The sequence below is a fragment of the Methanocaldococcus sp. FS406-22 genome, from assembly GCF_000025525.1.
GTDB lineage: Archaea > AGJL01 > Methanococci > Methanococcales > Methanocaldococcaceae > Methanocaldococcus.
The window spans coordinates 340,392-354,800 of record NC_013887.1; the positions used below are offsets into that span (position 1 = coordinate 340,392).

The 14,409-nt window shown below is 29.2% G+C and carries 11 protein-coding genes; 6 read left to right on the plus strand and 5 right to left on the minus strand.

The features are described from left to right. Positions 1-220: 220 nt before the first annotated feature. Positions 221-3,361, plus strand: coding sequence for a hypothetical protein (locus MFS40622_RS01765; RefSeq protein WP_012979959.1), 3,141 nt, complete (start codon positions 221-223; stop codon positions 3,359-3,361). A gap of 4 nt (positions 3,362-3,365) precedes the next feature. Here the strand turns inward: MFS40622_RS01765 and MFS40622_RS01770 are convergent, their stop codons facing one another. The 3 genes from MFS40622_RS01770 to bioB are packed head-to-tail and all read right to left on the minus strand — an operon-like array spanning position 3,366 to position 5,914. Further along, positions 3,366-4,214 (minus strand): fumarate hydratase, encoded by an 849-nt coding sequence (locus tag MFS40622_RS01770; RefSeq protein ID WP_012979960.1) that lies wholly within the window; start codon positions 4,212-4,214, stop codon positions 3,366-3,368. A gap of 55 nt (positions 4,215-4,269) precedes the next feature. After that, positions 4,270-4,926, minus strand: coding sequence for a histidinol phosphate phosphatase domain-containing protein (locus tag MFS40622_RS01775; RefSeq protein ID WP_012979961.1), 657 nt, complete (start codon positions 4,924-4,926; stop codon positions 4,270-4,272). A 4-nt stretch (positions 4,927-4,930) separates the two neighbouring features. After that, entirely contained in the window at positions 4,931-5,914 is a 984-nt protein-coding gene (gene bioB / locus MFS40622_RS01780; RefSeq protein ID WP_012979962.1) for a biotin synthase BioB, read from the minus strand. 69 nt (positions 5,915-5,983) lie between these two features. On the opposite strand from bioB, the gene MFS40622_RS01785 reads away from it, so the two are divergent. Together MFS40622_RS01785 and bioF are read left to right on the plus strand one after the other, a co-directional pair. Next, on the plus strand, positions 5,984-6,685 hold the full coding sequence (locus tag MFS40622_RS01785; protein ID WP_012979963.1) for a 6-carboxyhexanoate--CoA ligase: 702 nt from the start codon (positions 5,984-5,986) through the stop codon (positions 6,683-6,685). Between the two features lie 12 nt (positions 6,686-6,697). Next, the gene (gene bioF / locus MFS40622_RS01790) at positions 6,698-7,876 is read left to right on the plus strand and encodes an 8-amino-7-oxononanoate synthase (RefSeq protein WP_012979964.1); all 1,179 of its coding nucleotides are present in this window, start codon (positions 6,698-6,700) and stop codon (positions 7,874-7,876) included. A gap of 279 nt (positions 7,877-8,155) precedes the next feature. On the opposite strand, the gene MFS40622_RS09560 is transcribed toward bioF, so the two are convergent. Further along, positions 8,156-8,332: a hypothetical protein gene (locus MFS40622_RS09560; protein WP_012979966.1), complete on the minus strand. Its 177-nt coding sequence runs from the start codon at positions 8,330-8,332 to the stop codon at positions 8,156-8,158. 45 nt (positions 8,333-8,377) lie between these two features. After that, on the minus strand, positions 8,378-9,706 hold the full coding sequence (locus MFS40622_RS01795) for an ATP-binding protein (RefSeq protein WP_012979967.1): 1,329 nt from the start codon (positions 9,704-9,706) through the stop codon (positions 8,378-8,380). 105 nt (positions 9,707-9,811) lie between these two features. Here MFS40622_RS01795 and bioD point away from each other — a divergent pair, with 105 nt between their 5' ends. The 3 genes from bioD to MFS40622_RS01810 all read left to right on the plus strand — a co-directional run bounded on the left by bioD (position 9,812) and on the right by MFS40622_RS01810 (position 14,406). Then, positions 9,812-10,456, plus strand: a complete 645-nt coding sequence (bioD, locus tag MFS40622_RS01800; RefSeq protein WP_012979968.1) for a dethiobiotin synthase — start codon at positions 9,812-9,814, stop codon at positions 10,454-10,456. Between the two features lie 5 nt (positions 10,457-10,461). After that, positions 10,462-11,850, plus strand: a complete 1,389-nt coding sequence (bioA, locus tag MFS40622_RS01805) for an adenosylmethionine--8-amino-7-oxononanoate transaminase (protein ID WP_012979969.1) — start codon at positions 10,462-10,464, stop codon at positions 11,848-11,850. Positions 11,851-12,027: 177 nt separating this feature from the next. Then, positions 12,028-14,406: a Piwi domain-containing protein gene (locus MFS40622_RS01810; protein ID WP_156769975.1), complete on the plus strand. Its 2,379-nt coding sequence runs from the start codon at positions 12,028-12,030 to the stop codon at positions 14,404-14,406. Positions 14,407-14,409: the final 3 nt, after the last annotated feature.

Here is a 14,409-nt window from a genome sequence, read left to right on the forward strand (position 1 = left end):
GTAGTTGTGTATATCTATTACAGGCAATATTTGTGATAAAATAAACTTTATGATATTTAAGATTATCCTTATCTATATTTTATAGAACAACTTTTGACATCATCCATAAAAACGTTTCACCATAATTTATGAATTATGTAATGACATTTCTATCGATATTAATAATAATATTTATACTTTTATTATGATATATACCTTTTCGTAGATTGGGTGTTAAAATATGAAACTTAAATTCATAATTTTATTATTTGCATTATGCTTAGCAATATTTACAGTAAACGGGTTGGAAATAAAGGATGTCGATTACTACGACAGTTCTCAATATTTGGTGATAACTGTAAGTAATCCAGATAACAATATAAATGCAAATATATCAATAATTGGGTATATAAATAACAAAATAGATACACAAATCTGCTTATATAATTACACTATTCCAAAAGAAAGTATCTATTTTATAAGTAAAAAAGTAATATTTAAAGAAAAAGGGATGCATATTATACAAATATTAATTAAAGATTCCAAAGGAAACGTATATGTTTTTTCTAAAAAAATTAACATAACTTGGGCATATAATAGTAAAGTCCCAGTATATCCTGAAGAAATTCCAACTCCTATAATTGAAATAGAAGGCATATCTTTTGGAATATCTCCTACATATAATGAGCTTCCATTCTATGACATAATGTATGTTACTGTAAGGAATAATGACATAATTCCACATTATGTAAATGTATATGTCAGTGGTAGTGTTATTGGAAAAGAGTATGCTGTTCAAAATGATAAAATAGTGGAAATCAATTATCAAAATAACTCAGCATTAATTTCATGGTCACCACATGTTTATGTTCCACCAAAATCTAAAGTGGTTGTTCCTCTTAAAGTAAATTTTGAGTATTCAGGAGAATACAAAATTATAGTTAAAGCTACTGATGAAAACAATAATCACATAGAAAAAACTATAGAAAATACATCTCCAGAGCTTGTAAGCCTTACAAATAATACGGATGTAAAAATTTATAAAATAAACATTCAAAATCCCTTAGATGTTTATGATATTGAATGTGAAAATGGTTATGAAGATTATTGTTACTCAAACTGGTTTGATATTAAAGTAAATAATACAGTTGATTACGATGTGTATGGAACGTTGCGAATATTCTTATGTGAAAAAGAAGGAAATTATTACAAGATTTTTGATAATGTTACGATATCAAAATATTTTCTTGGAAGAGGTCTTGGAGAAGGATACGTTATTCCAATTAAATTAGACACGTCAAAACTAAACCCTTATAATAAAAATTTTGTAGTATTTGTTTTGTATAATACAGGTGGATTCAAAAGCTATTTTTATAAAACATTTAAAAAACCTATAACAATCAATGGATTAGAAGTAAAAAACTATCCTAAGCATTACTATTTTGTTGATGAAAATATCTATTATGATGTCTATGTTAATATAACTAACAATTTAAGTAAACGTATATATGCGAATATCTCAATAACAGACATCTATAACAAAACATATTCTATGGAAGTAAAACTTAATAGAAGTTATAACATAGTTAAATTTAGAGGGTTAAAGATTAATGCAAAAGAGTTATCTCATAATGGAAAAATTAGACTGAAATTTATAATCACTGCTATTACTCCACCTTACGAAAAATATTACATAATAAAAAAGAATGAAACTCCAGAACTGTCTTTGATACCTACTCCTCCAGTCTGTGTTCAAGATAATTTAAATGATGAAATATTTGCTGGATACTATCAAAATATTTCATTTGTTCTTAAAAAACTTGTTGGAAAAACAGTTTATGCAAGGGTATATATAACAGTCCCCAAAGAAATAAAAAATTCAGCATTTTTTGATGAAAAATATTTAAAAATTGGAACAATGAAGGAGATTCCTGTAAATATAAAAACCATATTTTTAAAAGAGTATAATGGTCCAATATATATTCATGTAGATACAGAGGGAGGAGTTAGAGAGTGTGTTGTAACGAGAATTATTAAAGTAAGGCCAATAGTCTCTTGTTATGATGTATATTTAAATAATTATTCAGTCTATATAAAAATAAGGAATAGAACACAGGGTTTTGTTAGTAATGAACCTATTGTAGGATATCCTGTCAATGTTACAGTATATTTAAAGAGTGCTGTTCCAAATTTGAAGGGTATTGAGATATGGGCTGTTGCAATGGATAAAAATGGAAAATTAATAAACTGTAGTAAAAAAAAGAAAATTAACATTTATGGAACTTACAAAAAGGTCAATATTAGCGTTTTATTTAATGATTCATTAGAAGGTTATCTAATAATATACGCAAAGACGGGTGAAGTAGTTATCCCACTGTATTATGAGCCAATTTTAGTTACGTACCCTGTAAAATTTAACTTAAAATATAACGTTTCTTATCCGTGGGCAAAATTAATTCTATCTCATAACTATCCCGTTCCAATAAAGGTTACCGCCACAGTGGGGAAATTTTCAAAAAACATAACAATATATCCATTTAAAGAAGAAACAGTTCCATTTTATGTTGGAAAAAATAGGGATAACATAACAGTAAGTATTGAAGTGTTAAATAATATTTCAACAATAAAAAAGTTTAAAAAGACATTTTATTTTAGAAAATATGCGTTTATTAACATAAGTAATAATTCTGCAAATAATGAGACTATAATTAAAAACATAATCAAAACTCTTAATATCACAAATGCAAGTAAAAGTGAAAATAGTACAACACAAATTCAAAAGAATAAAACAAATAGAACTAAGAATACTATAACTCCTCCACCAAATATTGTAACAGAAAACACATCTCCTAAAAAATATAACATATCTAAAGAAGAGTGGGAATTATTCTGCAATATTACTGGAATCACCGCTCTTAAAGAGTTCATATTCACACTTAAAGGTTTATTATATTTAATATTAATTGGATTAATTATAATTGCGATAGTTTCTTTAATATACGAACCTACACGTTCAAAAATACTCTCTATCATTGCATTCATTCTCTACAAATTAAAGGGTACTCATGAAAAACATGAGAAACCAGAAACTATAAAATTACCAGAACCTCCAAGAGTTTATGTATTTGATGTAATTTATTTATTGGGAGACACTGTAAAGATGGAGATATACTCTGAAGTGGATGTTAGCAAGGATGTGTATATACTATCTCCAACAAATAAGAAATATAGAATAGAAATAATAAAAACTGAAAAGAATAAATACCTTGGGATATTTAAAATACCAGAAAACGAAGTTCCAGGACAATATTTCATTGTGTATAAGCCAGAAAATTTATCAATTGGTGGATTTTTGGTAGTTGATATTAAAAAGAATATGTAATTTATTATTCCAATTTTATTCTTTTACTTGCTCTTCTATCTGCCCAGCATTGAATACAAATTCCCACTGGTAGAGAAGCTGTGTGACAGCCAGCAACTTCAATAAAAACGTCTAAGGCAGTTATATCTCCACCTAAACCCATTGCCCCAATTCCTAAACTATTTATCTTCTCTAACAACTCTTTTTCAAGATTAGCTATTTCTTTATCTTTGTGTCTCTCTCCTATTTTTCTTAGCAGTGCTTTTTTAGCTAATTTTAATGCTACATCAGCAGTTCCACCAATGCCTATTCCAACAACTATTGGTGGGCATGGTTTTCCTCCAGCATTTGCTACAGTTTCTAAAACAAAATTTTTTATTCCCTCTATTCCATCAGATGGCTTTAACATTTTTAAAGCACTCATGTTCTCGCTACCCGCCCCTTTTGGGAAAGCAATTATTTCAATCTCCCTATCTAAGCTTTCATCAAACTCTATATTGATAAATGGGGCACCTAAACCAACATTTGTTTTAAAATTCTCCCTTGTTAAAGGATGAACTACATTGGGCCTTAAAGGAATCTCTTCTGTTGCTCTTTTTACACCTTCTTTTATTTCCTCAATGATTTTCATTATTTCAGAGGAATTTATATTCTTTCCAATTTTTAAAAATATTATCGGAACTCCAGTATCTTGACATAAAGGGACGTGTTTCTCTTCAGCTATTTCATTGTTTTCTATGATTGCCTTTAAAGTATTTTTTGATATCTCACTACTTTCTTTTTTATAACCTTCTTCTAATGCATTTTTTACATCTTTTGGTAAGTAGATAACTGCCTCTCTAAACAGTTCAACAACTACATCAGATATTTTCATTCTTTCACCAAATCATGTTTTTTATATTCTATTTTGAATTTTTCATAATAATATTTTATATCCTCTTCAATAACTCTTTTGGATAATCTAACAATGTTTTTTCCAACTCTTTTGTTGTCAATCCAGCCCCTAAACCAACTTTTTTTGCAAACTCAACATCAATTAAATCCTCTGGAGCGTGAGTATCTGTATTTATCAAAGTTTTTAATCCAAACTCTCTCGCAATATTGGCAACATGGCCGTTTGTTATATTATGCCCCCTTCTCGAGGTTATTTCAACGAATATATCATTCTCCTTCAAATTTTCAGCAGTTTCTTTATCAATAAAGCCGGGATGAGCTAAAATATCAACATCTTCAGATATTGATGCATAGTAATTAGTTTTTTCTTCAACCGGCTCAACTACTGTCTCTCCATGAACAACTACAATCTCAGCCCCTAAATCTTTAGCCTTTTTAGCCATCTTTGGGATTGACTTTGGTGGGATGTGAGTTAGCTCAACACCAACAATAACTATAATGTCATCCCAGTATTTTTTTAATTCCTCTTTAGCAATAGTGGTTTTTTCAATCAACTCTTTATAATTGCTGAAATCAGCATGGTCTGTTATGGCTATAGCTTTATGCTTTAAAACTCTTGCCCTTCTAACTAATTCAGCAGGAATTAACTCTCCATCACTAAAAATTGTATGTGTATGAAAATCAAATCTCAAAATATCACCCCATTAAATTATAAAAATCTCTAATCATCATTAAATCATCCTCTAAGCCTCTCCCCTTTGTAGTTAAGTAGTTTCCAACCATTAAACCATCTAAGGCCATTAAAGCATAGGATTGAAAGTCCCTTAGGTTATATATCCTTCCACCAGCTAATCTAATCTCTGCATAAGGTAGAATTATCTTATAAATTGCTATCGATTTTAAAGCATCTGAAATGCTTATTGGCTTAATTTCTCCATTTTTTATTTTTTGATAGGCCTTAGTTCCTTCAATTGGATGTAGAATGTTTATTGGAACACTATCAACTCCCAACTCTTTAAGTTCAAAAGCCATTTTTATTCTCTCCTCTGCACTCTCTCCAAGTCCAAATATTCCTCCACTGCAAACCTCTAAGCCAAGTTTTTTAGCCTCTTTAATAACCTTTACTTTATCATCATAGCTGTGGGTTGAGCAGATATTTTTAAAGTAGTTTTTTGATGTTTCTAAGTTATTGTGCAATCTTACATCTAATTTTTTTAGTTCTTTTAATTTTTCTCTATCCAACAATCCCAAGGAACAGCACACCTTTAAATTTGTCTCCTCCTTTATAAGCTCTATAGCTTCGACAATTTTAACGAATTCATCATCATTAATTTTTTTACCGCTCGTTACTATGCTGAATCTCTCAACTATGCCATCAAATGTTTTAGCATATTCTAAAATCTCATTTTTAGACTTTAATGGATATATTGGAATATTGCATTTGTTATGAATAGATTGAGAGCAGAAAATACAATCCTCTGGACATTTTCCACTTTTGGCATTTATTATAGCACACAATTTAATTTTGTTATTTATTTTATTTTTTATTTTAAAGGCCAAATACAGCAAATCTATGGTGTTGAAGTTGTTATATAGATAGATAGCATCATCAAAATCTATTTTGTTCTTTAGAGATTTTTCTAAAAAACTCTCAATATCTATCAAACTCTCACCTTTCATATCAATAAACAAGATTGCTTTTAAAAACTTATATGTTTTAGTTTTGATATTGTTTATGTGGTGATTGTTATGTATAGTATAAAGATGAGGGCATCGAAGAATGGAAAACACATCTCTGGAGCAGAGAGGATTGTGAATAAAGATGAGATTGAAGATGTTGCGAGGGAGTTAATTAAAAGGGCTTTAACTCATGAAAATGGGACTCCAGATTTTATAAATATAAAGATTGAAGAGATTAAGGAAGATATAGAGTATATCGACCACTTACCAATAAAAACAATTCATTGCAAAAACAAAGAAGAGGCAAGAGAAAAGGCAAGGGAAATATTGAGAAATGAAGGCATCCCAGATAAGGTTATAGATTATGCTTATGAAATTATTGATAAAGGAGGGATGAGGGGAGCTGCAATATTAAATTTAAAAGGAGAGAGGTTAGAGCCAGATAAAGAAAGAGGTGTTAGAGTTAAAAACATAGATACAACAAAAGAATTAAAGGAGAAGATTTTAAAAGAAAAATTAGGAACAGAGAGGACAGTTGATGCCATTGCTATAGCATCTAAGGTTATTCATTTGGGTGTTATAGCAGAGTTATGCACTTCAGATAACAAAAGCTACACAACTGGCTACGTTGCAACTAAAAGAGGATATTTCAGGATTACAAATTTAAAGAAAGAAGGGGAAAGTGGAGGAAGAGTATTTTTTGTTAAAAATGATGTAAATATAGAGGATTTAATAGATAAATTAGAAAACAAGCCATTCATTATAAAATAAAAAGGGATTTTTATGTTTAGGGAAAAATTAAGGAAAGAGATTGAAACCATAAAGAGTAATGGTTTATATAGATTTTTGAGAGAAAAAGGGAACAATATTTTAGATTTCTCTTCAAATGATTACCTATGCCTATCAAAGCATCCAGAAGTTATTGAGGCAGTTAAAGAAGGGTTAAAATATGGAGCTGGCTCAACTGGCTCAAGATTGACATCTGGAAATATAAACCATCAAAGATTGGAGGAGAAAATAGCTGAATTTAAAGAAACGGAGAGAGCTTTAGTTTATTCATCTGGCTATGCAACAAATGTTGGAGTTATTAGCTCTTTATGCAAAAAAGGAGATTTAATATTGAGTGATAAATTAAATCATGCATCAATTATTGATGGTTGTAGGTTAAGTAAAGCAGATGTTTTAATCTACAATCACTGTGATGTAGAGCATTTAATTAATTTAATAGAGGAGAGTTATAAGAAATACAACAACTTATTTATCATAACCGATGGTGTTTTCAGTATGGATGGAGATATAGCTCCTTTAAGAGATTTAAAGAAGATAGCGGATGAATTTAATGCAATTTTGATTGTTGATGACGCACACGGTACTGGAGTTTTGGGAGATGGAAAAGGGACATTAAAGCACTTTAATATAAAACCTTCTGATAATATCATCCAAATTGGAACTTTATCTAAGGCTATTGGTGGATTGGGAGGGTTTGTATGTGGGATTGAGGAGGTTATAGAGTATTTAATAAACACTTCGAGGAGTTTTATCTTTTCAACTGCTCTGCCTCCTCATGTTGTTGAAGGATGCATTAAGGCATTTGAAATTATTGAAAAGACTGATATAGTTAAAAGACTTCAAAAAAACATAAAAATAGCAAACGAAGTTTTTAAAAAATATGGATTTATCGGAGCGAACGAAGTGAGCGGAGAGCTACAAAAATTACTTCGTAATTTTTGTTCAATTAAGGAGGATAACTTAACTCCAATCTATCCATTTATTTTTAAAGAAAAAACTATGGAGATAGCAGAACATCTAATAAAAAATAACATTTTTTGTGTTGGGATTAGGTATCCAACAGTTCCTAAGGGCTTAGAGAGAATAAGAGTTAGTATAAATGTTGGACATAAAAAAGAGGATTTTGAATTGTTGTGTGAGAAGATTAGAGAGATTTATGATAGATATAGATAATTTAAATTATCATATACATTTGCACATATTCCGTTATGATTTCTTTTCCAGTGTTTTTATCAACTTTTTTATCAATTCTTTTTTGAAGGATTTTAAATCCATTCTCTTCATAAAATTTGATTAGTTTCTCATTGTTTAGTGTTTCTATTAAAATAACTCTTCCTCCAACAAGTTTATTTGCATTACATAATTATATTAAATTTTTAGAGCAAGAAAAAGTGTCTAATAAAGTTTTTACTTTTTCTTCATTATGTTCCTCCAATAATGTTTTTAGAGGAATTACAACTTCATTTTCTTTGCCCATTCAATTCCCTCTTTCAATAATCTCCTTGACTTTAATCTAATTTCCTCTGAAATTATTGGTTCTTTTGGTGGATTCTCTAAATCCTTTAAAAACCTTTCAGCAACTTCTTTATCTTTAATTATGCAAACTCCCTCCTCTAATAAGGTTGCCATGATTATCACCTAATTATTACTAAATTATTTTAACTCTTACCAATTTCAAAGATACTTATCAAAATCATTCAAATCAAACAACAAACAACCTTTAAAATCTTTATTCTCAACTCTCTTCCCAATAATAACATAGTATTTTTCATAATCATCTAATCCAACGAGTTTTGATTTTCTATCTAAATCTTTAAATATCTTTTTAACATCTTTATCTTTCAAATCTCTCCATTTTACCTCAACAAATAAGGCTTTTTTATCATTTTTATTTAAGGCAATTAAATCAATCTCCTCTCCTTTATGCCACCATCTTCCAATGCTTAAAAACTTAAATGGCAATTTACCAATTTTATTCAATTCAATTAAAAATTCTTTAGCAACATTTTCAAAGACAAATCCCAAATATTGATTATAATCAGCTTTTATCACATCAATTTCAAAGATTCCCTCTTCAATTGCAGACAAATTCGGGAAGATATATCTAAAATAAAATGCAATAAAATTATCTTTAATGTAATACCTCCCTTTCTTTGTCTTTGGGCTTTCGGTAATAGGGATTTCCCTCTCTATGAACTCCGTCTCAATTAGATTCTTTAAATATGGAGTTAAATCTGAATGTTTAAGCCCTAAATAATTCTTTATCTCTCCAAGTGTATGATTTCCAAAGGCAATTGCTTCAAGTATCTTTTTGTAAGTTGTAGGCTCTTCAAACTCATATCTCATCAAAAGATCAACCTCATATCTCAAAAAGCTATCAACTCTCTTAATCTCCTCATCTAAATAACTCCAAAATGGAAGCTTTATCTTTTCAAGATAGTATGGGATTCCATCAGCAAAACCATAAATCTCAACTAACTCCTCCCAAGTAGCTTTTGGGAAGAACTCTTTTAAATGCTTAAATTTTAAAGGTTTAATCTTCAAAACTCCAGTTTTTCTTCCATAGAGAGGGGATTTGTAGCTTAAAACCTTCTCTCCCATCATTGATATTGATGAACCAAGGATGATTAGCTTTGTCTTTGTGTCTTTCAAATGAACATCAATAATTCTTTGAAACAGAGATAAAATATTTGGATTTTCTTTAATTAAATTTGGAAACTCGTCTATAATAATGATTTTGTCCTTTAAAAAGTTAAAATATGCCTCCCAATCTTCTTTAGCATATTCAATTGTTGGAACTACCTTTAAAGCATATCTTTTGAAATGCTTTAAATTATCTCCCTCAACTGCTAAGTAATAGATATGTTCCCTATTTTCTACACTTTTTAATGCTAATTTTGTTTTTCCTATCCTTCTTCTACCATAAATAACTATGAATTCAAAGTTATTGCTATCCAATTTTTCATTTAATGCCTTTAGCTCCTTTTCCCTATTGACAAACATATCCATCCCATAATGATAATTATAATTATGATAATTGTGATTATCATTTTTATAATTTTGGTAAGTTATTTAAATAACAGATTAAAAATTTTGATGGGTGATAGGATGATATTTATAACTGGAACAGATACTGGTGTAGGGAAAACCTATGTTTCATCAATTTTAGCTGAAAATCTGAAAAAAATGGGCGTTAATGTTGGATATTTAAAGCCAGTTGAGACAGGGGGGAGAGAAGACACTCTAACTTTAAAAAATATCCTAAAAACTAACGATGACTTAGATTTAATGAATCCCATTAATTTAAAACTCCCATTATCTCCAAATATTGCGTTTGACGTTGAAAACTCTCCCTTAACTTTGGACGAGATAAAAGAGAAAATAAAAAATGCTTATAATATTTTAAAGGAAAAATATGATTTTTTGATTGTTGAAGGAGCTGGAGGGGTTTGTGTTCCAATAAAAGAGAACTTTTTAATGAGTGATTTGATTAAGTTTTTAGGATTAGATGCAGTTGTAGTTTCAAGACCTAATTTAGGAACTATAAACCACACACTACTAACTGTTGAACATTTAAGGAATAAGGGGATTAATGTTAGGGGGGTTATTATTAACTGCATAACTGATTTAAGTGAAGTTTTGTATTATGAAAAAACCTTTGAGACAATTGAAAAAGTTGGAAACATTGAGATAATTGGAATTGTTAAAAATAGGAATGATTTTGAAATTGATTTTGAAAAAATATTGGGGTGAATATTATGGAAAACATTGATAGAAATTTGCTTGAAAAATGGGATAAGGAGTATGTTTGGCATCCATACACACAGATGAAAGAGTATAGAGAATCAAAAAACTTGATTATAGAGAGAGGAGAAGGAAACTATTTAATTGACATTTATGGGAATAGATATTTAGATGCTGTTTCATCTATATGGTGTAATCTATTTGGACATAGTAGAAAGGAAATTATTGAAGCAATAAAAAATCAGGCTGATAAAATCTGCCACTCAACACTTTTAGGTTGTGGGAACGTCCCTTCTATATTATTGGCAAAAAAATTGGTAGATATAACTCCAAAGCATTTAACAAAGGTATTTTATTCAGAGGATGGAGCAGAGGCAGTTGAGATAGCTATTAAAATTGCTTATCAATATTATGTTTTGAGAGGAGATAAAGGGAGAACTAAGTTTATCTCAGTTAAAGAGGGCTACCATGGAGATACTATTGGAACAATGAGTGTTGGAGGTAGTGAGCTATTTCATGGAGTGTTTAAGCCCTTGTTGTTTAAGGGCTATCATGCAAATCCTCCATACTGCTATAGATGCAAATACCACAACTTTAAAGATACTGATGAGAGAAATGAGAAAGGCTGTGATATGAGATGCTTAGATGAGATGATTAATTTGATTGAAAAACATACTGATGAAGTATTTTGCGTTATCCTTGAAGGAGGAGTTATGGGCTCTGCTGGGATGATTCCATTTCCAGATGGGTATATTGAGGGAGTGGCAAAGGCATGTAAGGAGAATGATGTAATCTTTATCCTTGATGAGGTAGCAACTGGATTTGGTAGAACTGGGAAGATGTTCTTCTGCGATAATGAGGAGCTAAAAAAATTGGAAAAGCCAGACATCCTCTGCCTTGGGAAGGGATTGACTGGGGGGTATTTGCCATTAGCGGCAACTCTAACAACTGATGAGATATATAACCAATTCTTAGGAGAGTTTGGAGAAAGTAAGCAGTTATATCATGGGCATACATACACTGGAAACCAACTTCTATGCTCTGCTGCATTAGCAACATTGGAAATTTTTGAGAAAGAAAATGTGATAGAAAATATCCAGCCAAAAATAAAGCTTTTACATGAAGAATTAAGGAAGTTAAAGGAACTTGAGCATGTTGGAGATGTTAGAGGAAGGGGCTTTATGATTGGTATAGAGCTTGTAAAAGATAAAGAAACTAAAGAACCATATCCTTACGGTTATAAAGCTGGCTATAGGGTTGCTGAAAAATTACTTGAAAAAGGTATCTATATGAGACCAATTGGTAATGTTGTTATCTTAGTCCCACCATTGTCAATAACGGAGGAGGAGATTATTTATCTTTGTGATTCCTTATATGATGCTATAAAAGAGGCAGATTTATAAAATTTTTGTGAATTCTCTTTTTTAGTCTATAATGTTTTGAATATTATTTTAGACAAATCAGTAGAATTATTATTTGTTTTTATTTGTAAAACCGTAATATTTATTAACTATTATACTCGAAATTATTATTGCGTATATCCAATTACTACAGATTTGCAAATAAATGTGGTGAATAATATGGAAGAAAACTGGCATTACACAAACTCATTTTTAATAAACAAACATTTTATTGATATTGTTTCAAAAAATTGTGTAAGAATTGTGTGTAAAATTAATTATTTGGATAAAAAAGAAGATATTGAGAAATTACTCCATTCAATTGCTGCGACTCTTGGAGGAGTTTATATTGAAGATTATAACCCGTTAAAAAATGAATTTTCATTTTATATTTGGAAAAGGATATTAAACAAAAAAATAAAAGATTTAAAAAGTGAGGAGTTAGAAAAGAGAATGGAAGATTTGGGAATTAAGGATATAAAAAATAAAACATTATTAGATTATGTAACGAAAAAATATGAAAATGAAATCAATTTTAAGATTATTAATGAAGAGAAAGTAAATTGGAATGAATTAAATTATGAAATTAAAGAGAAGATAGTCTTAGGAGCAATTAAGGCTCATCCTGCAATAAGAAAATTAATAGAGTATAAAGAAGAAGAACTTTTAGAAGATATTGGACAAAAAATACTAACATATTTTACTATAACAGTTGAATCTGACGAAAATGAGAACTATTTTTTAGTAGTTATGCCAAAACATAGAATTATAAGTTCAGAAACTATTTATGAAATGCTAAAAAGTAATAAAATCGATATTAATAAATTGAAAAGAGATTTATTAGGGGGTAGTGTCTTTATCACTACATCAAGAAAAGGAGTAAGAAGAAAAAAAGTAAAAATTAAGAAAATTATAAGTCCTAAGGAAAGAGAATATCGGAAATATGTTGAGATTATAAATAATTACTATAAAGAAAAAGGCATACCTATCAAAGTAGGAGGGGAAGATATCCATTGCTATATACTCATTGGAGAAGAGAAAATAGATGTATACCACACTAAAAATGCCTTGTTGTACAAGGGAATTGATGAAAAAACTCAAAAGATTATTTTAGATAAAGGTAAATTTCTACATGAATTAGAAACAGCAAAACAAATTTTAAGTAAATATGGAAATCTTATTGACTTTGACGGAGAATTTTCAAATATTCTTACGAAAGATGGATATGTAATGACACAACTTTCCACAGTTCCAAAAATAAATATAAAATTAAGAACAAAAAACGGAATTAAAACATATAACTACTTAAAATTAATGTATTTATTTGACTGGATTTTTAATAAAACATTAAATGACAGAGAGATATTTCTTCCATTAGTAATTCCACCAATGCTGAAAGAAAAAGAAAAAATTGGTATTTATATATTCTACTCCAATATTTCAGATGTAGAGTTAAATTTCATAAAGGATATTTTTAGAAAATTGTCAATCTTACATAAATTAGATAAAAACATTCCAAAAATTGAAATAAAATTAGAAAAAGAAATAGATTTTGAGGATTATGCTAATTCTCGTGCAATAATAACTCAAACAGTTTTAAATAATTCAGAAGAAAAAGAACAACCATTTTTAATTTGTATCTCTCCAAAACTTCCAAATAATGAATTTGATGAATTAAAATCTCATCTTTTCTCCTATCAACAAACAACATTTCATCAATTCATGTATCCATTTAATTTGAAAAGATGTTTAAATGACGATGATTTTAAAAAACCATTTATTAATAGCATTTTATCCCAATTCTTTCACAAAATGGGGATGTATTTATTTTCTTTTAGTGAGGAGTTGGGGGATTATGATTTTATAATTGGGTATGATATTACCAAAGAAAAAGATGAAAATGATAAAATAAAAGGCATTGGTGGTTCTGCTATAATTTATAACAGTCATGGACATGTTATTACAACTGTAACTTTTGAAGATGTCCATACATCAAGTGAAATTGCAAGATATGAAAAATTGTTTGCAAAAGTCTATAGTGAATTGGTTCCACACTTAAACCTAAATAACAAAAGAAAAATTAAAATTCTCCTACTAAAAGATGGAAGAATATTCAAAAAGGAATTAGAAAAATTATCTCTAATATCAAAAAAGTATGGTTTTGAAATTATATACATTGATGTCAGAAAATCTACAAAATTAAGATTCTTTGATATTAAAAGTAAAAAAGCAGTTCCTGAAGGTAAAAATGCATATACTAAATTCGGGAGGGCATATTATGTCTCATCTCATTATTATAAAAGATTTTTAAAACAACCTATTAAAATTGTAGAAAAATACCGCATTGACGATGGAAGTTATAAGGGAGTAAAAATTGAAGAAAAAGATATAAAACAGCTAATACTGCTGACTAAAATTAATTTCTCCCAGCTTATGCCTGATAAAATGAAACTACCAGCTCCTGTACATTATGCTCATAAACATGTAAATGCAGTTAGAAGAGGATGGAAAGTAGATGACAAAACTATATTAAGAAATGGATGCCTACCGACAATTTAAAAT

What these genes read in the sequence shown, in the direction of transcription:
- MFS40622_RS01765 (WP_012979959.1), top strand. Translation starts at nt 221, where the DNA reads ATGAAACTTAAATTCATAATTTTATTATTTGCATTATGCTTAGCAATA.
- MFS40622_RS01770 (WP_012979960.1), bottom strand. Translation starts at nt 4,214, where the DNA reads ATGAAAATATCTGATGTAGTTGTTGAACTGTTTAGAGAGGCAGTTATC.
- bioB (WP_012979962.1), bottom strand. Translation starts at nt 5,914, where the DNA reads ATGAAAGGTGAGAGTTTGATAGATATTGAGAGTTTTTTAGAAAAATCT.
- MFS40622_RS01785 (WP_012979963.1), top strand. Translation starts at nt 5,984, where the DNA reads ATGTATAGTATAAAGATGAGGGCATCGAAGAATGGAAAACACATCTCT.
- bioF (WP_012979964.1), top strand. Translation starts at nt 6,698, where the DNA reads ATGTTTAGGGAAAAATTAAGGAAAGAGATTGAAACCATAAAGAGTAAT.
- MFS40622_RS09560 (WP_012979966.1), bottom strand. Translation starts at nt 8,332, where the DNA reads ATGGCAACCTTATTAGAGGAGGGAGTTTGCATAATTAAAGATAAAGAA.
- MFS40622_RS01795 (WP_012979967.1), bottom strand. Translation starts at nt 9,706, where the DNA reads ATGTTTGTCAATAGGGAAAAGGAGCTAAAGGCATTAAATGAAAAATTG.
- bioD (WP_012979968.1), top strand. Translation starts at nt 9,812, where the DNA reads ATGATATTTATAACTGGAACAGATACTGGTGTAGGGAAAACCTATGTT.
- bioA (WP_012979969.1), top strand. Translation starts at nt 10,462, where the DNA reads ATGGAAAACATTGATAGAAATTTGCTTGAAAAATGGGATAAGGAGTAT.
- MFS40622_RS01810 (WP_156769975.1), top strand. Translation starts at nt 12,028, where the DNA reads ATGGAAGAAAACTGGCATTACACAAACTCATTTTTAATAAACAAACAT.